The sequence below is a fragment of the Pseudomonas sp. S60 genome, assembly GCF_016647865.1.
GTDB classification, from domain to species: domain Bacteria; phylum Pseudomonadota; class Gammaproteobacteria; order Pseudomonadales; family Pseudomonadaceae; genus Aquipseudomonas; species Aquipseudomonas parafulva.
Map to the genome: position 1 here is coordinate 159,654 of NZ_JACVVH010000001.1, position 23,376 is coordinate 183,029.

The 23,376-nt window shown below is 63.6% G+C and carries 20 protein-coding genes; 11 read left to right on the forward strand and 9 right to left on the reverse strand.

From position 1 onward, the window contains the following. Positions 1-21: 21 nt before the first annotated feature. Both IAE33_RS00630 and alkB read right to left on the reverse strand, forming a co-directional pair. Positions 22-309, reverse strand: a complete 288-nt coding sequence (locus tag IAE33_RS00630; protein WP_201161690.1) for a hypothetical protein — start codon at positions 307-309, stop codon at positions 22-24. Between the two features lie 106 nt (positions 310-415). Then, the gene (gene alkB, locus IAE33_RS00635; RefSeq protein ID WP_201161691.1) at positions 416-1,066 is read right to left on the reverse strand and encodes a DNA oxidative demethylase AlkB; all 651 of its coding nucleotides are present in this window, start codon (positions 1,064-1,066) and stop codon (positions 416-418) included. 161 nt (positions 1,067-1,227) lie between these two features. On the opposite strand from alkB, the gene IAE33_RS00640 reads away from it, so the two are divergent. The 8 genes from IAE33_RS00640 (at position 1,228) to IAE33_RS00675 (ending at position 10,320) form a co-directional block, all read left to right on the forward strand. Next, positions 1,228-1,968: a gluconate 2-dehydrogenase subunit 3 family protein gene (locus IAE33_RS00640; protein ID WP_201161692.1), complete on the forward strand. Its 741-nt coding sequence runs from the start codon at positions 1,228-1,230 to the stop codon at positions 1,966-1,968. A gap of 3 nt (positions 1,969-1,971) precedes the next feature. After that, positions 1,972-3,756, forward strand: a complete 1,785-nt coding sequence (locus IAE33_RS00645) for a GMC family oxidoreductase (protein ID WP_201161693.1) — start codon at positions 1,972-1,974, stop codon at positions 3,754-3,756. A gap of 12 nt (positions 3,757-3,768) precedes the next feature. Then, a complete protein-coding gene (locus IAE33_RS00650) occupies positions 3,769-5,070 on the forward strand; it encodes a cytochrome c (RefSeq protein WP_201161694.1) in 1,302 nt (433 codons plus the stop codon). 105 nt (positions 5,071-5,175) lie between these two features. Next, entirely contained in the window at positions 5,176-6,195 is a 1,020-nt protein-coding gene (locus IAE33_RS00655) for a LacI family DNA-binding transcriptional regulator (RefSeq protein ID WP_201161695.1), read from the forward strand. Between the two features lie 70 nt (positions 6,196-6,265). Next, entirely contained in the window at positions 6,266-7,054 is a 789-nt protein-coding gene (locus tag IAE33_RS00660) for a sugar phosphate isomerase/epimerase family protein (protein ID WP_201161696.1), read from the forward strand. Beyond that, a complete protein-coding gene (locus IAE33_RS00665) occupies positions 7,047-7,997 on the forward strand; it encodes a sugar kinase (RefSeq protein ID WP_201161697.1) in 951 nt (316 codons plus the stop codon). Before IAE33_RS00660 ends, IAE33_RS00665 begins: the two co-directional genes overlap by 8 nt. Positions 7,998-8,055: 58 nt before the next feature. Continuing rightward, on the forward strand, positions 8,056-9,348 hold the full coding sequence (locus IAE33_RS00670) for an MFS transporter (RefSeq protein WP_201161698.1): 1,293 nt from the start codon (positions 8,056-8,058) through the stop codon (positions 9,346-9,348). Between the two features lie 9 nt (positions 9,349-9,357). Further along, positions 9,358-10,320, forward strand: a complete 963-nt coding sequence (locus IAE33_RS00675) for a 2-hydroxyacid dehydrogenase (protein WP_201161699.1) — start codon at positions 9,358-9,360, stop codon at positions 10,318-10,320. Positions 10,321-10,353: 33 nt separating this feature from the next. Here IAE33_RS00675 and IAE33_RS00680 read toward each other — a convergent pair whose 3' ends face one another. The 4 genes from IAE33_RS00680 to IAE33_RS00695 form a co-directional block, all read right to left on the reverse strand. Continuing rightward, positions 10,354-11,307: an endonuclease gene (locus tag IAE33_RS00680; RefSeq protein ID WP_201161700.1), complete on the reverse strand. Its 954-nt coding sequence runs from the start codon at positions 11,305-11,307 to the stop codon at positions 10,354-10,356. 103 nt (positions 11,308-11,410) lie between these two features. Beyond that, positions 11,411-12,406, reverse strand: coding sequence for an aldo/keto reductase (locus IAE33_RS00685; RefSeq protein WP_201161701.1), 996 nt, complete (start codon positions 12,404-12,406; stop codon positions 11,411-11,413). A 96-nt stretch (positions 12,407-12,502) separates the two neighbouring features. Continuing rightward, on the reverse strand, positions 12,503-13,354 hold the full coding sequence (locus IAE33_RS00690; RefSeq protein ID WP_201161702.1) for a LysR family transcriptional regulator: 852 nt from the start codon (positions 13,352-13,354) through the stop codon (positions 12,503-12,505). 77 nt (positions 13,355-13,431) lie between these two features. Further along, positions 13,432-13,893, reverse strand: a complete 462-nt coding sequence (locus tag IAE33_RS00695; RefSeq protein WP_060481021.1) for an Lrp/AsnC family transcriptional regulator — start codon at positions 13,891-13,893, stop codon at positions 13,432-13,434. A 135-nt stretch (positions 13,894-14,028) separates the two neighbouring features. Here IAE33_RS00695 and IAE33_RS00700 point away from each other — a divergent pair, with 135 nt between their 5' ends. Next, positions 14,029-15,279, forward strand: a complete 1,251-nt coding sequence (locus tag IAE33_RS00700) for a Zn-dependent hydrolase (protein ID WP_201161703.1) — start codon at positions 14,029-14,031, stop codon at positions 15,277-15,279. 66 nt (positions 15,280-15,345) lie between these two features. Continuing rightward, entirely contained in the window at positions 15,346-16,560 is a 1,215-nt protein-coding gene (locus tag IAE33_RS00705; RefSeq protein ID WP_201161704.1) for a diaminopropionate ammonia-lyase, read from the forward strand. A gap of 12 nt (positions 16,561-16,572) precedes the next feature. Here the strand turns inward: IAE33_RS00705 and IAE33_RS00710 are convergent, their stop codons facing one another. Together IAE33_RS00710 and IAE33_RS00715 are read right to left on the reverse strand one after the other, a co-directional pair. Further along, on the reverse strand, positions 16,573-17,757 hold the full coding sequence (locus tag IAE33_RS00710; RefSeq protein WP_201161705.1) for an MFS transporter: 1,185 nt from the start codon (positions 17,755-17,757) through the stop codon (positions 16,573-16,575). A 150-nt stretch (positions 17,758-17,907) separates the two neighbouring features. After that, positions 17,908-18,789 carry a LysR family transcriptional regulator gene (locus IAE33_RS00715; protein ID WP_201161706.1) on the reverse strand — a complete coding sequence of 294 codons (882 nt, stop codon included), beginning with the start codon at positions 18,787-18,789 and terminating at the stop codon, positions 17,908-17,910. Between the two features lie 170 nt (positions 18,790-18,959). On the opposite strand from IAE33_RS00715, the gene IAE33_RS00720 reads away from it, so the two are divergent. Next, positions 18,960-20,603 carry an acetolactate synthase large subunit gene (locus IAE33_RS00720; RefSeq protein ID WP_028633953.1) on the forward strand — a complete coding sequence of 548 codons (1,644 nt, stop codon included), beginning with the start codon at positions 18,960-18,962 and terminating at the stop codon, positions 20,601-20,603. A gap of 207 nt (positions 20,604-20,810) precedes the next feature. Here the strand turns inward: IAE33_RS00720 and IAE33_RS00725 are convergent, their stop codons facing one another. Beyond that, positions 20,811-23,354 (reverse strand): HWE histidine kinase domain-containing protein, encoded by a 2,544-nt coding sequence (locus IAE33_RS00725; protein WP_201161707.1) that lies wholly within the window; start codon positions 23,352-23,354, stop codon positions 20,811-20,813. Between the last annotated feature and the right edge of the window lie 22 nt (positions 23,355-23,376).

Consider the following 23,376-nt stretch of genomic DNA (forward strand, 5'->3'; position numbering starts at 1 on the left):
TTGATGTACGCGCTTTAGCCGTTAGCGCAGCTCCAGCAGCAGGTTCAGGCCGCCGTCCCCGCATTTGCCTTTGTCGCGCACTACGCCATGGTAGCTGCGCCCGTCCAGCATGAATGCAACGCTGTGCGCCCTGTCGACCTTGTCTGGCAGCGGCGGGCAGATGTGCATGCGCAGCGCAGGTCGCCCTTGGAGGCTCAGCGGTGCCAGCTGGCACTGGCACTCCACACTCAGCGCCACGGGGCCGAACAGCGTGTCACGCACGTAATCCAGTTGCAACGATGCATTGGGGGCGCGGCCTGGCATCTTCATGGTCGGGTGCCTCTGGTGGAAAGTGGCGGGACGGCGTGATGCTGGGTCATGACAGTCTCCTGTGAGCTGACGATGGTGCCTGGTGGCACACGTTTCGGCTAATGCACTATCCACAACCCGCCTTGCGGAAGGTCAGGTTGATCCGGCGCTCGCCCATGCGCGGGTGAACCCCGGGCTTGATCGGCAGCACGCCGTGAAAGCGTAGACGGTCTTCTCCGCCCCAAACCAGTACATCACCATGGCTAAGCGGGATGCGCTGAGTCTTGTCAGCCCGTTGTTGTCCCCCGAATAGAAACACGGCCGGAAGCCCCAGGGAAACCGACACGATAGGCTGATCGAAATCGCGCTCGTCGCGGTCCTGGTGCAGGGTGAGGCGGGTGCCTGGCTGGTAGTGGTTGACCAGGCATGCGTCTGGAACGAACCCGTCGAAGCCGGCAACAGCCGCGCTGCGCGAGGCAAACGCAGTGAGCACATCGGGCAATGCTGGCCATGGCTGGCCACTGACGGGGTCGGTGGGGCTGTAGCGGTAGCCTTTGGCGTCACTGACCCAGCCCAGTTCACCACAGTTGGTCAACGCCACCGCCATGTGCAGGCCGCCCGGAGTGCGCATGTGCCGGAACGGCGCAGCCCTCAGTACCGGGCGCAGGGCGTCCAGCATCGCCTCCAGGCCGGGCAGGGCGAAGCCTGGCAACAGCACCGTATGGCTGGCCAGGCGATGCGGCTGTGGGCCGAACAGGTCAAGGTCGGACTGAATCATCAGGGGTCAAATCCCTCCGCCGAGTCAATATCGCGGTTTCATGCAAACTTATTGGTGTCAATTCGACATTAAACTCAAAATGTTTCTGAACGCCGTTCGTCAGTGAGCGGTCTTGATCATTGGGCCCGGCCGAGGCCGCTTACCGATGATGAGGATTAGAAATGTCTGAGCACGTACCGGACAACCCCCGCAGGGACTTCCTGCGTAAGACCTTGACCCTGATACCTGTGGTAACGGTCGCCAGTACCGGCCTGGGCCTGGGCGCCAGTGCGGTGATAGCCGAGCCAGCTCGCAGCCCCAACGTGCCAGAAAAAACCGACGCCGCCCAGTACCAGCCGGCATTTTTCACCGTGGACGAATACGCCTTCCTCCAAGCCGCGGTGAGCCGCCTGATCCCGGCCGACGAGTTGGGCGCCGGCGCCCTGGAGGCCGGTGCCGCCGAGTATATCGACCGGCAGATGGGCACCCCCTATGCCAGCGGGGCCTTGTGGTACATGCAAGGCCCCTTCAATGCAGACGCCGCACCCGAGCTGGGTTACCAGTTGCAGCTCAACCCGCAGCAGATCTACAGGCTAGGCATCGCCGGTGTGCTGGGCTGGTGCAAGGCCCAGTGCAGCAAGCCGTTCCATGAACAAAGCGCTGCCCAGCAGGACCGTGTGCTCGCCGCACTGGAGGCGGGCGACCTGGTGTTGCAGGACGTCCCTGCCAAGGCCTTCTTCAGCCTGCTGTTGCAGAACACCCGTGAAGGCTTTTTCTGCGACCCCGTGCATGGCGGTAACAAAGGCATGGTCGGCTGGAAGCAGATCGGCTTCCCCGGTGCCCGCGCCGATTTCATGGACTGGGCCGAGCGCAACGAGCGCTACCCGTTCCCACCGGTGTCCATTCGTGGGGAGAGGGCCTGAACCATGGCAAACACGTTGAAGAAAGTGGATGCGGTGATCGTCGGGTTTGGCTGGACCGGCGCCATCATGGCCAAGGAACTGACCGAGGCAGGGCTGCAGGTGGTCGCCCTGGAGCGCGGCCCAATGCAGGACACCTATCCAGACGGCAATTACCCCCAGGTGATCGACGAGCTCACCTACAGCGTGCGCAAGAAACTGTTCCTGGACCTGTCCAAGGAAACCGTCACCATCCGCCACACGGTCAACGACGTAGCCTTGCCGTACCGGCAACTGGGCGCTTTCCTGCCGGGTAAAGGGGTAGGCGGTGCCGGGCTGCATTGGTCCGGTGTGCACTTTCGTGTAGACCCGATCGAGTTGCGCATGCGCAGCCATTACGAAGAGCGCTATGGCAAGTCGTTCATTCCCCAGGACATGACCATCCAGGACTTCGGCGTTACCTATGAAGAACTGGAGCCGTATTTTGATTTTGCCGAGAAGGTCTTCGGCACCTCTGGTCAAGCCTGGACCGTGAAGGGCGAAGTGGTAGGGCGGGGCAAGGGGGGCAACCCATACGCCCCAGACCGCTCCAACCCCTTCCCGCTGGTGTCACAGAAGAACGTGGTATCCGCCCAGCTGTTCCAGCAGGCCACCTCGGCGCTGGGCTATCACCCCTACAACCTGCCGTCGGCCAATACCTCGGGCCCTTACACCAATCCCTATGGCGCGCAGATGGGACCGTGCAACTTCTGCGGTTTCTGCAGCGGTTACGTGTGCTACATGTATTCCAAGGCCTCACCCAACGTGAACATTCTGCCAGCGTTGCGCCAGGTGCCTAACTTCGAGCTGCGGGCCAATGCCCACGTGCTGCGGGTGAACCTGGACGACAGCAAGCAACGTGCAACCGGCGTGACCTACATCGACGCCCAGGGCCGTGAACTGGAGCAACCGGCCGACCTGGTGATCCTGGCCGCGTTCCAGTTCAACAACGTGCGCCTGATGCTGCTGTCCGGGATCGGCAAGCCTTACGACCCTGTGAAGAACGAAGGTGTGGTCGGGCGCAACTTCGCTTACCAGAACATGGGCACGGTCAAAGCCTTTTTCGACAAGGACGTGCACACCAACAACTTCATCGGTGCAGGTGGCAACGGTGTTGCCATCGACGACTTCAATGCCGACAACTTCGACCATGGCCCCCATGGCTTTGTCGGCGGCTCACCCATGTGGGTGAACCAGGCAGGCTCGCGGCCGATTGCCGGTGTCGCCAACCCCCCGGGTACACCTGCCTGGGGCAGTGCCTGGAAGAAGGCCACCGCCGACTACTACACCCACCAACTGTCGATGGACGCCCATGGCGCACATCAGTCCTACCGGGGCAATTACCTGGACCTGGACCCCAGCTACCGCGATGCCTACGGCTTGCCGCTGTTGCGCATGACCTTCGACTGGCAGGACAACGACATTCGCATGAACCAGTTCATGGTCGACAAGCTGAGCAAAATCGCCCAAGCGATGAACCCTAAATCCATCGCCGTGCTGGGCAAGCAGGTGAAAGAACATTTCAACACTGCCAGCTACCAGACCACCCACCTGAACGGTGGTGCGATCATGGGGACCGACCCCGCCACCAGTGCACTGAACCGCTACCTGCAATGCTGGGATGTGCACAATGTATTCGTCCCGGGCGCCTCTGCGTTCCCTCAGGGCCTTGGCTACAACCCGACCGGGCTGGTGGCCGCGCTGACGTACTGGTCCGCCCGGGCCATTCGGGAGCAGTACCTGAAGAACCCCGGCCCGCTGGTGACGGTTTAAGGAGCGATGAACATGAACAGAATGTTGATCGCGACTTTGCTGATGGGCACCGGGCTTTGCGCCCAAGCGGCGCAGCCCGACCCGCAACAGGTGCAGCAAGGTGAATACCTGGCCCGCGCGGGCGACTGCGTGGCCTGCCACACGGCCAAGGGCGGCAAGCCATTTGCGGGCGGGCTGCCTATGGAAACCCCCATCGGCACAATCTACTCCACCAATATCACGCCGTCGCCCGAGGGCATCGGCAGCTACTCCTTCGAGGACTTCGACCAAGCGTTGCGCCGCGGCATCGCCAAGGACGGCAGCACGCTTTACCCGGCCATGCCGTACCCGTCCTACGCGCGCCTGACCGAAGACGATATGCAGGCGCTGTATGCCTATTTCCAGCACGGCGTGCAGCCGGTGGCCGAGCCCAACAGGGACAGCGACATCCCCTGGCCGCTGAGCATGCGCTGGCCGCTGGCGATCTGGCGTGGCCTGTTCGCCCCGGATGCCAAGCCCTGGCAGGCGGCCCCGGCCAGTGACCCGGTCATCGACCGCGGGGCGTATCTGGTCGAAGGCCTGGGCCACTGCGGCGCGTGCCACACCCCACGGGCGCTGACCATGCAGGAAAAAGCCCTGAACCCGCAGGAAGGTGAGGCGTTTCTGGCCGGTAGCGCGCCGCTGGAGGGCTGGATTGCCAAGAACCTGCGCGGTGACCACAAGGATGGCCTGGGCAGTTGGAGCGAGGCCCAGCTGGTGCAGTTTCTCAAGACCGGCCGCAGTGACAACAGCGCGGTATTCGGTGGCATGAGTGACGTGGTGGAGCACAGCATGCAGTACATGACCGATGCCGACCTGACTGCAATTGCCCGTTACCTGAAAACCTTGCCGCCAAGCAACCCGAACGACAAACCGCATCAATACGACAGCAAGGTGGCCGATGCCTTGTGGCAGGGCGATGACGGCAAGGCAGGTGCTGCGGTGTACATCGACAACTGCGCGGCTTGCCACCGCACCGACGGCAAGGGCTACACCCGCGTGTTCCCGGCACTGGCCGGCAACCCCGTGGTGCAGACCGCCGATGCCACCTCGCTGATTCATTTGGTGCTCAAGGGTGGCACGCTGCCGGCAACCCATACGGCACCCTCCAGTTTCACCATGCCAGCCTACGCCTGGCGGCTGAATGACCAGCAGGTGGCGGACGTGGTCAACTTCATCCGCACCAGTTGGGGCAACCAGGCAAGTACCGTCAAGCCCGGCGATGTAGCTGACCTGCGCACCAGCGACATGCGCCAGACATCAGGCGATGACCTGGGGCAGGTGACGGACCACTAGGCCCTGCCGAGGTGTGACCCGACAGATGGCAGATTGACGAATGAGCCGGTTTTTGGTGTATTGAAACCGGTTTCATCGCCCTAACAATAACGATCAGGAACTGCCATGACCGACGCGCCTGCCCATGCCCGCGAACGGGTCACCATCAGCGAAGTCGCCCGTGTTGCCGGGGTCTCCAAGGCAACCGTGTCGCGTTATATCGGCGGCGACCGGCAGTTGCTGGCCGACGCCACCGCCGCGCGGCTGGCCCAGGTCATCGAACAGCTGGGCTACCGGCCCAACCAGATGGCCCGTGGCCTGAAGCGGGGCCAGACGCGGTTGATCGGCATGCTGGTTGCCGACATCCTCAACCCGTATTCAGTGGCCGTGATGCATGGCGTTGAAACCGCCTGCCGCCAGCACGGCTACAGCCTGGTGGTGTGCAACACCAACCGTGACGACGAACAGGAGCGCCATCATCTGCGGGCGTTGCAGTCGTACAACGTCGAGGGGCTGATCGTGAACACCCTCGGCCATCAGCCTGGCGAGTTGCTGAACCTCATGCGGGACATGCCCATGGTGCTGGTGGACCGACAACTGCCCGAGCTGAAGGTGGACCTGGTTGGCCTGGACAACCTCGACGCCGTGGAGCAGGCCATCGCGCACCTGCATGCACGCGGCTACCGGGACATCCTGGCCGTCACCGAGCCGCTGGACGGTACCAGTTCGCGGGCGGAGCGGGTTCAAGCCGTCGGCACCTCTGTCGGTCAACGCCCCGGCATGCGCCAGCAGGTCCTGCACACAGGCCCTGGCCTCGATGCGGGGCTCGCAGCATTCCTTGCGCAGAGCGGCCATGGCCCGCAGGCCATCTTCACCTGCAACGGCGTCGCCACCCTGGAGGTCACTCGCAGCCTGCGTGCTGCAGGCCGTGATCTGTTTGCCGACGTCGGCCTTATCGCCCTGGACGACCTGGACTGGTACCCATTGGTCGGCAGCGGCATCACGGCCTTGGCCCAGCCCACCGAACGCATCGGCATGGCGGCGTTTGACAGCCTGCTGGGCCGGCTGCAAGGCGACAGCGGCATCGCCAGGCGCATCGACTTCAAAGCCTCCTTGCTGATACGAGGCTCGACTTCCCCACGCTAACTACCGGCAGCCTCCGCTACGGCGAATACTGCTGGCGAAAAATGAAACCGGTTTCAAAAGGACAATAACAATGCACCCGATCCCCGTTTCCATCAGCCTCTCCAGCTACGGCGCGGACTATGTTCGCCAGCGTGGCCAGGAGCAATTCATCGATCTGCTGGCACGGGCCGGCGCCCGACGGGTGGAGTTGCGCGAGGAGCTGTTCTCCTGCCTGCCAGACCCACTTGCCCTGGGCGCCGTCATCGCCGCGGCCGGCCTGGACTGCGTGTATTCCACGCCGCTGGAGCTGTGGGCGCCAGACGGCCTGCCCGATACACGAGTGACCCAGAAGCTGCACATTGCGCACGAACTGGGTGCAGCAGCGGTCAAGGTCTCCCTGGGGCATTACCACACCGGCTGCGACCTGGCGGCCTTGCGTGAGCTGGTGCCAGCGCAGGGGCCAATGTTGCTGGTAGAAAACGACCAGACTTCTCAAGGTGGCCGCATCGCAGCGCTGCTGGCGTTCTTCCAGCGGGCGGATGAAGCTGGGCTCGGGGTGGGCATGACTTTCGACATCGGCAACTGGCAGTGGCAGGGCGAAGCCGTGGAACAGGCTGCCAGCCAGCTGGGCCGCTGGGTGCAGTACGTGCACTGCAAAGCCGTTCGACAGCTTGCCGACGGCCGTTTGGCCGCGGCACCACCGCAAGTGGCTGACCTGCAGGCCTGGGACCGGCTGCTGGCGCAGTTCAGCCCGGGTGTGGTGCGTGCCGTGGAGTACCCACTGGTGGGCGATGACCTGCTGCAGGTTACCCGCGACCAGGTGCGCCATCTGGCCGTACTGGGGCTGGGCGCACGGGCCGAGGAGGTGAGCCATGCTTAAGCAGGATGTGCTGTGCTTTGGTGAAACCATGGCCATGTTCGTGGCCGAGCAACTGGGCGACCTCGCCAGTGTCAGCCTTTTCAACAAGCGTATTGCCGGGGCCGACAGCAACGTGGCCATTGGCCTGGCACGCCTGGGCTTCAGCGTACGATGGGTGAGCCGGGTAGGGGATGACTCGTTGGGCCGCTTTGTGCTGGACAACCTGCGCGGCGAAGGCCTGGACTGCTCGGACGTACAGATAGACCCGGCTCACCCCACTGGCTTTCAGCTCAAGGGCCGCTGCGACGATGGCAGTGACCCCGCAGTGGAGTACTTCCGCCGGGGCTCGGCGGCCAGTCACATGACCCCGGCCCTGCTGCAGCCGGGCTGGCTGCAGGCCCGGCATGTGCACGCTACCGGTATTCCGCTGGCCCTGTCCGAGGGCTGCCGCAGCCTGTCGCACACGTTGGTGGATGCCATGCGCAGTGCCGGGCGCAGCGTCTCCTTCGACCCCAACCTGCGCCCTTCGCTGTGGCCGGACCTGCGCACCATGGTGCAGCAGACCAATGCACTGGCAGAAAAGGCCGACTGGGTGCTGCCGGGCCTTGAGGAAGGCCGCTTGCTCACCGGCCAGCAGACCCCGGCCGACATCGCCGGCTTCTACCTGGACCTTGGCGTCGAGCTGGTGGTGATCAAGCTGGGGGACGCAGGCGCCTATTTCCGCAGTGCCAACAGCGAAGGCCAGGTCGCCGCCGTGCGCGCGCCCCAGGTTGTGGACACCGTGGGTGCGGGTGACGCATTTGCCGTCGGCGTGCTCAGCGCGCTGCTGGAAGGGCGTGACATCGGCCAGGCGGTTGCCCGTGGCAACTGGTGCGGCAGCCGCGCCGTGCAGTCGCGGGGCGATATGGAGGGCCTGCCCCGGCGCCACGAACTGGAGGCCTACGAACGGCTGCCACAGCCCTGAAGTTGCCCCAACCAATCACCTGTCGCGACAAAAACAACAAGCTCAGGAGAACCACCCCATGAACAGCAAAAGCCTGGCCCCACGCCGTTGGTGGTACATCATCCCCATCGTGTTCTTCACCTATAGCCTTGCTTACCTAGACCGCGCCAATTACGGCTTCGCAGCTGCCTCAGGCATGGCCGATGACCTGCGCATCACCCCCGTGCTGTCGTCGCTGCTGGGGGCACTGTTTTTCCTCGGGTACTTCTTTTTCCAGGTGCCTGGGGCCATCTACGCCGAGAAGCGTAGCGTAAAGAAGCTGATCTTTGTCTGCCTGATCCTCTGGGGCGGGCTCGCCACGCTCACGGGCATGGTCAGCAACGTCTACATGTTGATCGGCATCCGCTTTCTGCTGGGCGTGGTCGAGGCGGCCGTGATGCCGGCGATGCTGGTGTACCTGTGCCACTGGTTCACCCGTGCCGAGCGCTCACGGGCCAACACGTTCCTGATGCTGGGCAACCCGGTGACCATCCTGTGGATGTCGGTGGTTTCGGGGTACCTCATCAAGCATTTCGACTGGCGCTGGATGTTCATCATCGAAGGCCTGCCGGCGGTGATCTGGGCGTTCTGCTGGTGGCACCTGGTGGACGACCGCCCGGCCCAGGTCACCTGGCTGAGCGACACGGAGAAGCGCGACCTGCAGCACGCACTGGCTGCCGAGCAGCAGGGCATACCGCCGGTGAAGAACTACCGTGAGGCGTTCCGGTCGCGGCAAGTGATCATCCTGTCGCTGCAGTACTTCTGCTGGAGCATCGGCGTATACGGCTTCGTGCTGTGGCTGCCCTCCATTCTCAAGCAGGCTGCCAACGTGGATATCGTCGAAGCCGGCTGGCTGGCCTCGGTGCCTTACCTGGCGGCGGTACTGGCCATGGTGGGTGTGTCGTGGGCATCGGACCGCCTGCAGAAACGCAAGTGCTTTGTGTGGCCACCGCTGCTGATCGCCGCCATTGCCTTCTATGGCTCGTATGCACTGGGCAGCGAGCACTTCTGGTTGTCGTATGGGTTGCTGGTGGTGGCGGGTGCCTGCATGTACGCACCCTACGGCCCGTTCTTCGCCATCGTGCCGGAAATTCTGCCGGCCAACGTGGCCGGCGGCGCCATGGCCCTGGTCAACAGTATGGGTGCGCTGGGGTCGTTCGGCGGCTCGTGGTTGGTGGGTTACCTGAACGGCGCCACAGGCAGCCCGGGCGCTTCGTACCTGTTCATGTGCGGTGCACTGCTGTGCGCCGTGGCACTCACTGCGGCCCTCAACAATTCAACCACCTCCGGCCGGGCCAAGCGTCAGCGCCCGCGGCTGGCGATGAACCACTAGGAAGCGATCATGAACAAGCGCATCGTGCTGTACAAACGCCTTTCACCAGACCTGCTCGCGCGGCTTGGGCAGCACGTGGAGGTGACCTTCGTAGACTTGGCCCAGCCCGATGGGCTGGCCAGGCTGCGCGAGGCATTACCGGGCGCACAAGGGCTGTTGGGCGCAAGCTTGCGCCTGGATGCCAGCCTGCTGGACCTCGCGCCCGACCTTGAGGTGATTGCCAGCGTGTCGGTAGGGGTGGACAACTACGATATCGCTGACCTCGATCGGCGCGGGGTAATGCTCACCAACACCCCGGACGTACTCACCGAAACCACTGCAGACACGGGCTTTGCGCTGATCCTGGCGACAGCCAGGCGCGTGGTGGAGCTGGCCAACTGGGTGCGCGAGGGCCACTGGCAGGCCAGCCTGGGGCCCGCCCATTTCGGCTGCGACGTGCACGGCAAGACGCTGGGTATCGTGGGCATGGGGCGTATTGGCGAGGCCCTGGCTCGGCGCGCAGCGGCGGGTTTCGGTATGCGCGTGGTGTATCACAGCCAGCGGCCCAAGCCTGAGGTGCAGGCGCGATACAACGCCCATCGGCGCGACCTGGACGCGCTGCTGGCCGAGGCCGACTTCGTGTGCCTCACCGTGCCGCTCAGTGCCAGTACCGAAGGGCTGATCGGTGCGCGGGAGCTGGCCCTGATGAAGCCTGGGGCCATTCTGGTGAACATCTCCCGGGGGCGCGTGGTGGACGAAGCAGCATTGGCCGAGGCGTTGCAGGCCGGGCGTTTGCGCGGCGCCGGCCTGGATGTGTTCGTGCACGAGCCATTGGCGGCCGACTCGCCGTTGCTGAAACTGGACAAGGTAGTGGCCACACCGCATATCGGTTCGGCCACCGAAGAAACCCGCCAGGCCATGGCCCGCTGCGCGGTAGACAACCTGCTCAGCGCGTTGCGGGGCGAACGGCCAGCCAACCTGGTGAATGGCTAAGCGTCGGGCCCTGGCTGTGACGGGCTTGGCGGGTCAGCGGCAGTTGCCGGCCTTGCGATAACCGGCGGCCTGCGCCTCGCCTTCGCTGGCGAAGTTCACCTGGTTCTTCGACGCGACCTGGTGATAGCCCGGGCAGCCAGAGGCCAGGTGATACACATGGCTGTTGCGGTTGCCAAGCACCGCGCCGACTGCGACGGCACGGGCCTGGCCTGCTGGCTGGCGCGCTGCTGGCACAGCCTGTACCACGCCATCGCCCACGGGCTGGTAATTGGCGGTCCACTGGCGTTCGCCAGTCACGAACGGGTTCGCGTGCCCCATGATTGCGGCAATGCGCCGGTCACGTTCCTTTTCCCAGGCCGAAACCGGGTGTTGCTTGTCCCAGGCCATCAGCAGCTGCTGTTGCTGGCGCGACATGTTCAGCCGGTAGCGGTCGAACATGTAGAACGTGGTGCGTGCTACCAGGCCTTTCACTTCATCGCGGGGCTCGGCGGCGCGCTGCACGAAGTCGACCTTGGTGGTGCACCGCCCGTACTCGCCGGCGTTACCGGCGACCACGCCATAGTTGAAATTGCTGCGGTCGCCGTTCACTTCACCCACGGCCGGGTACAGGTTGAACAGGTCCGCTTCCATGGCGCGGAATACCGGGTCGGTGTCTACGCAATGCTCACGGCCGCCGTTTCTCCAGCACTGGCGCTGGTTGCCGAACGTGTAGGCAGGCACGATGTGCTCCCACTCGGTACGCTCGGCGCGGTTCTGCTGCTTGCGTGTCTGGTAGCCGCAGGAGGCTGCGTCGATGCGCCCGCCAGACTTGCCCACCCAGGTCCACTGGCAGCCACAGTACAACTCGCCCATAGCGCTGCTGGCCTGGTCCATATAGACCCGCTGTTTGGCCACAACCTTGGCTTCGGTGAAGGTGGAGGGCGGGTTTGCCCAAGCTGTGAAGCTCAGAAGCAGCAGTAGGTTCAGGGCGTAACGCAATGATTTCATGGCTAAACAACACGCGGTTCTAACAGGGGCGCGCATTGTAATGCTTTATGTCTGGCTGAACAGCCCGCTAGCCGCGAGGCGCAGCGGGCCCTGTGCGCCAGGCTTATTTAAACCCGGTTACCCCGTGGGGCACGTAAGGGGCCTGCAGGCGCGCGATGTCATCCTCGCCAAGGTGCAGCGCCAGCGCGGCCAGGGCGTCATCCAGGTGCGCGGGCTTGGAGGCGCCGACGATCGGCGCCGACACACCGGCCTTGCCGAGCACCCAGGCCAACGCCACCTGTGCCATGGGCACCCCGCGTTCCCCGGCTATCTGCTCGACCACGTCGATGACCCGGCCGTCCTCCAGCTCGGTTTTTTCATAGAACGACTGGCCGGAAATATCGGTGCGCGTGCGTTCGGTCTGCTGGCCATTGGGCCGGGTCAGTCGGCCGCGTGCCATGGGGCTCCAGGGCATCAGGCCAACACCTTGGTCGAGGCACAGCGGGATCATTTCGCGTTCTTCTTCGCGGTACAGCAGGTTGAGGTAGTTCTGCATCGACACGAACCGGCTCCAGCCGTGGCTGGCCGCCACCTGTTGCGCCTTGGCGAACTGCCAGGCGTACATCGATGAGGCGCCGATGTAGCGGGCCTTGCCGGCCTTCACCACATCATGCAGGGCTTCCATGGTTTCCTCGATGGGCGTGTGGTAGTCCCAGCGATGGATCTGGTAAAGGTCGACATAATCGGTACCAAGGCGCTTCAGGCTGGCGTCGATGCTGGTCATGATGGCCTTGCGCGACAGCCCTTGCTCGTTGGGCCGGCTGGCGCCTTGCCACATGTTGGCGGGGTAGAACACCTTGGTGGCAATGACGGTTTCGTCGCGGCGGGTGAATTCCTTCAGCAGCTTGCCCACGATCACTTCCGAGGTGCCGGCCGAGTAGCTGTTGGCGGTGTCGAAGAAGTTGATGCCTTGTTCCACCGCGTGGCGGATGATCGGCCGGCTGGCCTCTTCACCCAACGTCCAGGGGTGGGTGCCGGCATCTGGTTCACCGAAGGTCATGCAGCCCAGGCACAGCCTAGAGATGTCCAGCCCGGTGCTACCCAGCTTCACGTATTGCATCGTTGTCTCCTTCAGGGGCGCTAATGAGGGGGTCAGCGTACCGACATCGGGCCTGGGGGCAAATCCCGCAGAGGTGCAGGTCTAGCCTGCAAAAATTCACAAGCGCAGCAGCGGCTTCACCTGCTGCTGCAGAAAGTCCGTAACGGCTTTGATACGTGGCGTAGCACGCACATCTTCATGCACGGCCAGCCAGATTTCGATGCTCATGGTCTGGTCGGCGCGGCCCGCCTCGGACAAACTCTGCTCCTGAGCCATGAACGCGGGCAGGCAGGCGATGCCAATGCCGCCTGCGCAAGCCTGTGCCTGTATGCGCAGGTCATTGCTGCGCAGGGCAAACGGATGGCCTACCGCCTGGTGGTCCAACCATTGCTGCTGCGGTGCGCTAGCCTGGGACTCGTCATAGCCGATGTACCGTCTTGCTGCGCCACTGGCCAGATACGCTGGCGAGGCATACAGCCGGTAGTCCAGGCGCCCCAACAAGCTGACTACCAGGGTGGGTTCCACTGGCCTGGCCAGCACGATACTCACGTCTGCCTCGCGACGTGCCAGCGAGGCGCGGGATTTGCTGCCTACCAGCTTCAGCCGCAACTGCGGGTAACGCTGGTAAAGGTCACCCAAGCGTCGCGCGACGATGCTGCCAAGCAGAGCAGGGGGAGCCGACAGGGTGACCTCGCCTTCCACGGCCTGCTGGCCAGCACTGGCGAAATGCTCCAGCGCAAATGATGACATGGCCATCTGCTCGGCCAGCTCCCCCACCCGTCGACCTTCCTCGGTCAACGCGTACGCGCGCGGGCGCCTGTCCACCAGCTTGAGGTTGAGTGAAGCCTCGAGCGCAGCAATGCGCCGGGCAACCGTGGCGGGATCGACACCCAGCGCTCTGGCGGCAGCCGACAAAGAACCGGTGGTGGTGAAGATGGAAAAATAGCGCAGGTCTTCCCAGTCAAACATAAAGGCTCGGTGATTGAGGGGGGGTAGTCGAGGTTAACGGCTAACACTAAAAAGAGAAAACACCCCAGGGCATGGCGCTACGCCGTCGGCACGCGCACACCGGTCTTGACGTTGCTCATGGAAACCAGCGTATTGAAGCGCTTGACGTTGTTGTTCTCGAAAAACAGCTCACGGGTGAGCTGGGTGTACTGCTCCATGTTGCGCACCAGCAGGATCAGCACGAAGTCATAGGCACCCGTGACGTAGTAGCACTGCTGCACCTGAGGGCAGGCCAGGAAGGTGCGCTTCATGGCATCGAGCAGGTCCAGGCGCTCGTTCTCCACCTCAACCTCGGTGATCACGGTCAGTACGTAGCCCAGTTGCACGGGGTCCACCTGGGCCACCGTTGCTGTGATCACGCCATCGGTGGTCATTTTTTTCAGGCGGCGGTTGACCGCGGCCGAGGACAGGTTGACTTGGGTGCCCAGCTGCATTTGCGAGGTGGTAGCGTCTTGCTGTACCGCATCGAGCAAGGCGAGGTCGAAGTGATCGAGGGGCATGATGCGCGTCCAGGGCAAACTGAAGGTAATGCGTAATGAAAGTGCGTCAAGCACTCGATAATCAAGCTTTTATTGCACTGGCAGTGAATAGAATCTCCCCATTCGGATAAATGATCCTTATGGGCGGAGAACGGTATGGACACGGAACCTGCACTGCGCCTGGATGGCGCACTGCTGCTGCGGCAGCTTCACGCGCTTGGCCAGGTGGGCGCGGACCCTTACCAGGGCGGCCGCACGCGCATCGCGCTCACTGATGCAGACAAGGCCGGGCGGGACATGCTGGTGGGCTGGATGAAGGCCCTAGACCTGCACGTGCAGGTGGACCGCATTGGCAACATCTTTGCCACCTTGCCTGGGCGCGGCAAAGGCGCCGGGCAAGCGCCGTTGATGATGGGCTCGCACATCGACACGGTCACCAATGCCGGCGCCCTGGACGGTTGCTACGGCGTGCTGGCGGGCCTTGCGGTACTGCGCGCCTACCGGGTGGCTGGGCGGCTGCCCGAGCGCCCGCTCACCGTCGCGGCGTTCACCAACGAGGAGGGCGTGCGCTACCAACCCGACATGATGGGCTCGCTGGTGCATGCTGGGGGGCTGGCGCTGCAGCAAGCGCTGGACACCAAAGGCAGTGACGGTACTCGCCTTGGCGACGAACTGGCACGCATCGGCTACGCGGGCCAGCTTGAGCCAGGGGCGATCGCTGCCCATGAATATGTCGAGCTGCACATCGAGCAAGGCCCGATCCTGGAGGCAGAAGGCGTTCAGATTGGCGTGGTGGAGCGCCTGCAGGGTATTTCGTGGCAGCAGGTGCAGGTCAAGGGCCACGCCAACCACGCCGGTACCACCCCCACCGCATTGCGGCATGATGCCGGGTTCGTCGCCTGTGCGGTGGGGGCAGCGCTGCGTGACCTGGCAACGGACTGCCCAACCACGCTGGCAACGGTCGGTTGCATGCAGTTCGAACCCAACGTCATCAATGTCATCCCGCGCAAGGCAACGTTCACGGTCGACCTGCGTGATCCTGACGAAAGCCGCCTGGCGGCTGCCGAAGCGCGTCTTGAACAGCTGCTGGCCGACCTGGCGGAACGCGAGCAGGTCAGCATCAGCAGCGAGCGCCTGGCGCGGTTTGCGCCAGTGGTGTTCGACGCGGGCCTGGCGGATGCCATCGAGCAGTCAGCGGCCCGCCTGGGCTTGAGCCATCGCCGCATGGTGTCAGGTGCCGGCCATGACGCGCAGATGATCGCCCGCACGGCACCGGCAGCGATGATCTTCGTGCCCAGCCAGGGCGGTATCAGCCATAACCCGCGTGAGCACACCGATGACGCGCTGTTGATCCAGGGTGCCAACGTGCTGCTGGACGTCGTGGTCCAGCGCTTGAGCAGGGCCTGACCCACGCCTGTGTGGGCTTTTCACTGACTATTGCTATCGCTGGCTTGCCAGCAGGAGCCGTACTGCATGTTCGTTCGTAACCCCAACGCTTGCCGCCAGCCTTACCCACGTGCCCTTCAAGCGGTGATGAGCATCGCCATCGCCCAACAGAGCCGCCACTGGCTGGGCGGGTGGGCTCGCCTGAACCAGAAGCCCACCCCGCTGTACAGCTTGCCCGGCCTAGCCGCCGAACTAGGTGTTGCGCAGGTAGCGGTCAAGGATGAATCTGTGCGCTCGGAACTGGGCAGCTTCAAGGCACTGGGTGCGCCTATCGCGCTGCTGCGCCTGGTACTGGGAAGCTTCCCCCTGCAACGCATGCACCCGTACGGCGTGCTTGCGGGGCACCACGCTCAGTTGCTCAGCGCGTTCACCGTTGTCAGTGCAACCGATGGCAACCACGGGCGGGCCCTGGCTGCGGCAGCGCAGAGCATAGGTTGCCGCTGTGTGATCGTGCTGCATGCGCACGTGAGCATCGAGCGTGAGCGCGCCATTGCCGCGTACGGTGCCCTGATCGTGCGTATTGCCGGCAATTATGACGCGTCGGTGGCACACGCCGCTGCGCTGGCCGCCAGCAACGGCTGGCACGTGGTGTCCGACACGTCCTATGAAGGTTACGAGGTAATCCCGCGGGACGTGATGCAGGGTTACGCCACCATTGCTGCAGAAGTCGTCGAAGCCAACGCCGCGCAGCCACCGTTCACCCATGTCTTCCTGCAAGGTGGGGTGGGCGGCCTGGCGGCAGGTGTTGTCAGCTACCTGTGGGAACTCTACGCGGAGCACCGTCCGGTGTTCTTGGTGGTTGAGCCCGAACAGGCCGACTGCCTGTACCAGAGCGCGTTGCGCGGTGAGCCGGCCAAGGCTACCGGGTCGGTGGACTCGGTGATGGCGGGGCTGGCCTGCGGCGAAACATCACCGCTGGCGTGGCGCTTCTTGCAAACCAGCGTCGATGCCTTCATGACCATCAGTGATGCCGAAGCGATAGCTGCCATGCGTCGCCTGGCAGCCGGCAGTGAAGGTGACATACCGGTGTTGGCGGGTGAGTCCGCCGTGGCCGGGCTGGCAGGCGCCATGCACTTGCTTGAACAAGCGCCCGACGTTGCAGCGGGCCTGGCCCTTGGCCCTGAAGCACGACTGCTTGTGATCAGTACCGAGGGCGCCACAGCCCCGGGTGTGTATGCCGAACTGGTGGGGGAGCGCGCCGAATCGGTACTGGCGCGTCAGGCTGCGTGGGCGGCTGCCTGACCCTGGTAAGGTTCAGTGGCCGCCCTTCATCCGCCGGGCGATGAAGTACAGCCCAAGGCCTGCCAGGGCGGTAGCCGCGCCAATGAAACCGGTGCTGGTCCAGCCCATGCCTGCCGTGATGGCCATACCGCCCAGCCAGGGGCCCAGGGCATTGGCCAGGTTGAATGCCGCGTGGTTCGAGGCAGCGGCAAGGCTCGGCGCCTCGTGGGCGATGTCCATCAGGCGGATCTGTAACGGGGCTGCCAGGGCGATCATGGTGCCCACCAGGCCCACGCCGAGCAGCAGGCTCCACAGGGCGTGGGCAGCGAAGGTAAAGAACAGCAGTACCGCGATGGACCATGCCAGCACCAACCCCACCGCCCGGAACTGCAGCCGGTCAAACAGCTTGCCGCCGGCAATGTTGCCGATGATACCGCCCAGGCCGAATGCGGCCAGGCCAAAAGGGATCCACTGCGGGGCTACCCGGGTGACTTCCAGCATGGTGGGTGCCAGGTAGCTGAACACGCAGAACATGCCGGCGAAGCCAATGGAGGCGATGGCCAGCGCCATCCACACCTGGGGCAGGGTGAAGGCCTTGAGTTCCTTGCGCGGGTCGCTGCGCACTTCATCGTGCCGCTGGGGGACGAAGCGCCAGACCATGGCGATGGTGCACAGGGCAATTACGCCCACCAGCACGAACGCAGAACGCCAGCCGAAGTATTGGCCCAGGAAGGTGGCGACCGGGTTGCCCAGCAGCATGGCCAGCGTCAGCCCCATCATGACCCGTGCTACGGCCCCCGCCCGCTGGTTGCTGGCCACCATGCTCGAAGCGACCACGGCGGCGATGCCGAAATAGGCGCCGTGGGGCAGGCCGCTGACGAAGCGGAAGGCCACCAGGCCAGCGAAGGAGGGCGCAAAGGCAGTGGCCAGGTTGCCCAGTGCATACAGCGCCATCAACAGCAGCAGCATGTGCTTGCGCAGCAACTTGGCCCCCAGTATCGCCAGGGTCGGGGCGCCCACCATCACCCCCAGTGCGTAGGCACTGATGGCGTGGCCAACCTGGGGCTCGCTCAACTGCAAGTTGCTGGCGATATCGGGCATCAGGCCCATGATCGCGAATTCGCCGGTTCCGATGGCAAAGCTGCCCAGGGCCATGGCGGCTTCCATCCTGGCGACGGTGCCTTTGGTGGGCAGTGGGGGTAATTGCTGAACTGACATCGTGGTCCTTAATGCAACAAGCTGAAACGATAAAGTTTAATCTTAGAGAATCATGGGCCTTGACGTCGAGCGTGTCTGACGGCAAGGCCTACGGTCTGACCGTGGGAAAGGAGGGAAGTGCAGATAGGAGTACAAATGTGCTCTTGCCGTTCAACGCTCCAGGTATTGGCTTTGCGCGGCAAAGTCGATGAACCGTTTACTGGCCAGCGATAAGTAATCCCCGGCCCGCCAGCACAGGCGAAAGCTCATCTGCTGCGCGGGTTTGAACGGCACCCCGACGATGCCGGGGGTGCGCAGTTGCACCGAGCGCAGCAATGTCGCGACGCCAAGGTTGTCCAGTGCCGCCTGCACCACCAGCGACACAAAGTTGCTTTGCAGGGCCACCTGGTAGGTGATGCCATGTTCTGCAAAAAACGCATCCAGCAGTTGGCGCTGTACGAAGGTGCGGTCGAACACCACCATGTCGGTGTTGCGCAGGTCCTCGGCCGTCAGGCTGTCTTTACTGGCGTATGGGTGGTCCGGGTGCATGCAGGCCAGCATCTCGTCGCTGCCCAGCAGGATCGACTGTTTGTCAGGGGGTACTCGCCTGGATTCAAGCAAGGCCAGGTCGATGTCACGTTGCTCCAGGCGCTGGCCAATGTCCTCGGCGCTGCCCTCGAACACGGTCATGGCAATGCCGGGGTAGAGGCGGCGAAAGGCGTTCATCAGGCCGGGCACATAGTGCAGGCCGAACATCGGTGGGATGCCCAGGCGCACTTCACCGCGCTTGAGATCGGCCATGTCGCGCAGTTCCTGGCGGGCCACGTCCATCTCCCGCAGGGCCGAAGCAATACGCGGCAGAAACTGCTCGCCTTCGGCCGTGAGCACCACTTTGCGGGTGGTGCGGTTGAACAGGCTGACGCCCAGCTCCTCTTCCAGGCGCGTCACCGCCATGCTCAATGCTGGCTGGGCGATGTGCAGGTGCTGGGCGGCTTTGGTGAAGCTGCCCTGGCGTACGATTTCGACGCAGCAGCGCAGTGCTTTGAGGTTCATCGGCGGGCTTTACCATTCATAACGTTTTGTGATGCTGAGCATCATAACAATATATTTAATATTATTAACGCGAAGGCCTACGATGCGCGGCACTGAGACATCCTGCAACATCTCAGTCACGCCGCTTTAACAAGCCGCAATTCCTCCAAGATTTCGAGGTAGTACCCTAAATGGCCAAGGCCGCCGATGTCGTTGTGCAATGTCTGGAAAACGAAGGTGTCGAGTATGTATTCGGCATCCCTGGTGAGGAAAACCTCGACCTGCTCGAATCCCTGCGCAAGTCGAAGATCAAGCTGGTACTGACCCGCCACGAGCAGTCCGCAGGCTTCATGGCGGCCACCTATGGCCGCCTGACCGGCAAGACCGGCGTCAGCCTGTCTACCCTCGGCCCCGGTGCTACCAACCTGGTCACCGCCAGTGCCTATGCCTATCTGGGCGGCATGCCGATGATGATGATCACCGGCCAGAAGCCGATCAAGAAGTCCAAGCAGGGCCGTTTCCAGATCATCGACGTGTGCGGCATGATGGACCCCATCACCAAGTACACCCACCAGTTCGCTTCGGCTGACAACATCCCGGCGCGCATGCGTGAAGCCTTCCGCCTGGCAGAAGAAGAAAAGCCCGGTGCCGTGCACCTGGAGCTGCCGGAAGACATCGCCGCCGAGCAGACCGACAGCCTGCCGATTCCCCCCAGCCTGCACCGTCGCCCGCTGGCTGAGCACAAGGCCATCGAGGCAGCCGTGCAGAAGCTGCAGAACGCCCGCAACCCGATCCTGGTGATCGGCGCCGGCGCCAACCGCAAGATGACCGCCAAGGTCTTGAAGCAACTGATCGACAAGACCGGTATCCCGTTCATCACCACGCAGATGGGCAAAGGGGTGGTGGACGAGCGTCACCCACGCTTCCTGGGCAACGCCGCGTTGTCTTCGGGTGATTTCGTGCACCGCGCCGTGGAAGCCGCCGACCTGATCGTCAACATTGGCCACGACGTGATCGAGAAGCCGCCGTTCTTCATGGTGCGCGGCGGCACCGAGGTTATTCACATCAACTTCCGTTCGGCCGAAGTGGATGCGGTGTACTTCCCGCAGGTGGAAGTGATCGGCGATATCGCCAACGCCGTGTGGCAGATTGGCGAGGCCCTGACCGACACCAGCCACTGGGACTTCACGCGGCTGATGGCCATTCGCGAGGCCAACGAAGCGCAGACCGCCGAAGGTGCCGACGACGACCGCTTCCCGGTCTACCCGCAGCGCCTGGTGGCCGACATCCGTCGCGTGCTGCCGTCCGAAGGCATCGTGGCCTTGGACAACGGTATCTACAAGATCTGGTTTGCCCGCAACTACAAGGCCCACAAGCCTAACACCGTGCTGCTGGACAACGCCCTGGCGACCATGGGCGCCGGCCTGCCTTCGGCCATGGCGGCGCACCTGGTGTACCCGGACCGCCCGGTGATTTCGGTGTGTGGCGACGGTGGCTTCATGATGAACAGCCAGGAGCTGGAAACTGCCGTACGCCTGGGCATGCACGTGACCGTGGTGATTCTGCGCGATGACGGCTACGGCATGATCCGCTGGAAGCAGGCGAACATGGGCTTCACCGATTTCGGCCTGGACTACGGCAACCCGGACTTCGTGAAGTATGCCGAGGCCTACGGTGCCAATGGCCACCGTGTGGAAAGCGCTGAAGGTTTGCTGCCGTTACTGGAGCACTGCATCAAGACCCCAGGCGTGCATGTGATCGACTGCCCGGTCGACTACAGCGAGAACGACCGCATTCTCAACAGCGAGCTGCGCGAGCGCGCATTGGCTATCTGAGATTAAGGTGGCGGGCGAACGCGACCCGCCGCCTGCCTCTTTCCGGGTGCTCTGCGCCCGGGTTGCCAGCTAGATCTGTTCTCATGAAGTTCACATAACCTATTGATTTACGGAGACTCTGTGGGAGCGGCTTCAGCCGCGAACACCGGCGAAGCCGGTGCCATGTATCGCGCTGACTGCTTCGCGGGTGAACCCGCTCCCACAGGGTTACTGTGGCTTCAACAAGCTCTGCAGATTTGCCAGGATGGTGCTGGTGTCATAGGGCTTGCGTGTGACCGGGATGTGCTTCAGGTGCGCGGGGATGCTGATGCCGTCGCCGTAACCGGTGGCGAACAGGAAGGGTATCCCACGGCGCGTGAGCTCATCAGCCACGGAAATCGACGTGCTCCGCCCCAGATTCACATCCAGAATGGCTGCATCCGGCTGGCGCACTGTCAGCAACTGCATGGCTTCGTGCTCGGAACTCGCCGTCATCACGCAGTCCACACCCGCGTCAGTCAAAATCTGCTCCAGGCCCACGGCAATCACCAGCTGATCCTCCAGAATCAGCACGTTCAAACCTGCCCGAGCCGCAAAGCGCTCCCCTGACGATGCCGCCGTTGTGCCGGCTGTCGCCGCAGCCTCCGCCTCGCCAAGCGCCAGGTGTTTATCGGGGATGGTGAAACAACCACGCAGCCCCTCCGGGCAATACTCGACCTGGCTGGTACCGCCCAGGTCGAAGGGGATGCTGCGGCTGATCAGCACCGAGCCAAAACCATTGCGGCTGGGCGCGCGCACAGGCGGGCCGCCGCGTTCCTGCCACTCGATGGTGCAGGCGCCTGCCTCATCCAGTGCCCAGTTGACCGACAGGGTACCGCCCGGGCTCGACAACGCCCCGTACTTGGCCGCGTTGGTGGCAAGTTCATGCAGGACCAACGCCATCACCGAATAGGCCCGTGCATCGAGGATCACATTCGGCCCCTGCAGCTCGATCACCCCACTGGCGGTGCGGTAGGGCGACAGCTCCGCGTCCAGTAGCATCGCCAGCCGCCCACCGCCGTCGCCGCGCACCACCTGGTCGTGCGCCAGCGCCAGTGCCTGGATCCGCCCCTGCAGCGTGGCCACATAACCCTGGAGCGTCTGGCTTTCGGAGGTGGGGTGGGCGACCAGCGCGCCAATCAGCGACAGGATGTTCTTGACCCTGTGGTTCAGCTCTTCGTTGAGAATGCGCTGGCGCACCTCTGCCTTGGAACGCTCGCTCGCCAGCAACTCGCTGTTGTGCAGCACGACTTCGACGATGGCAGTGCGGATGGCATCGCCGAACTGACGGTCCTGCTCCGTCCAGGGCAATGACTGCTGGTGGACCGTTTCTTTCCAGATGGCAAAGCTTTTGCGTGGCGTCAGGCGGTCACCCAAAGCGCCGCTGATGTAGGTTTTATTGGGGTCGCCCGCCCAGTCGAGGGTTTCCACTACCTCCTTGCGGAAGAAGATGATGTAGTCCCGCGGGCGCTGCGATATAGGCAGTATCAGCACCCCGGACACCTCGGTGAAGTACGCCTGGGCTGCCGGGTGAGCCGTTGCCAGGCGATGGGATGCCCAGGTTCTGCCTTCGGTGATGCCGTCGGCAAACCGCAACAATTCGGGTAGCGCGGTTTTTGGCGGCACCGTGCCGGAGGACGACCAGCGCCCCTGCAACGACAGGCCAATGCCATCGCACGGTATCAGCGCCATCAGGCGCGGCAGACGCCCCTGGAAGAACATGTCCATATCGGCGGCATGGTTGGCATCGCGCAGCATTACGTCGAGGGTTTCGTGCACCTGCACGGCGGCTTCGAGTTTTTGCCGGCTGTGCAGGGTCTCGATGTGCAGCGAGAAGAACTCACCGAACATCTCCGCTGCCACGCGTTGACCCATGTTCAACGTGCGCGGCGAATAGTGATGGCAGGCAATCAGCCCCCACAGCTCACCTTTGACGATGACGGAAATCGACATCGAGGCGCCCACACCCATGTTGTGCAAGTACTCGCAGTGCACGGGGGAGACGCTGCGCAGGTGCGCGTACGAGAGGTCCAGCGGCTCACCTGAAGCGTCGACCACAGGTTCGATGGCGACTGGCTCGAAGCCTACATCCGGGATGACCCTGATCAGGTTGCGCAGGTACAGCGAGCGTGCCTGGGGTGGAATATCGGAAGCAGGAAAGTACTGCCCCAGAAAGCTCTCCAGAATGCTGCGCTTGGCTTCGGCGATGACCTTGCCGGCACCGTCACTGTCCAGTTGGTAGATCATCACCCGGTCATAGCCCAGCACCGCCCGCACAAAGCGCGCCGCATCACGGAACAGGCGGTTGGTCTTGTCGATTTCCCGCAGCTCGGCAATCAGGGTGCGGGCCAGCTCGACGGGTTCGGCGCCACTTTGGCCGGCCAGCTCGAACTCCAGCAGCGCATTGCCCTTGTACAGGTGGGCGGTCACGTCCACAGCCACGCCGTTGGGCAGCACCTCTGCGAAGCGAAGCGCAGGGCGGGAGCCTTCGCGCAGGCGTGCCAGGGCATTGCGCAGGGTATGAGCAAGTTCGGCACCGAGGACGGCGTCCAGCTTCTGGCCATTGATGGCACCCTCTACCCCCAGCAGTTGCGGGGCGTTCAGCGAATGACGCAGGAGGGTGGTTGCGGACGCGTCGCAGGTCAGCAGGCAGCCATGGGGCTGGATGCTGCCTGGAATCTGGATGGGCTCGTGGTCGCAGTTGCTCAGGTTTACCAGTGGGTCGGAGGTCATTAGCCAGGCCTGTGAAAAATGT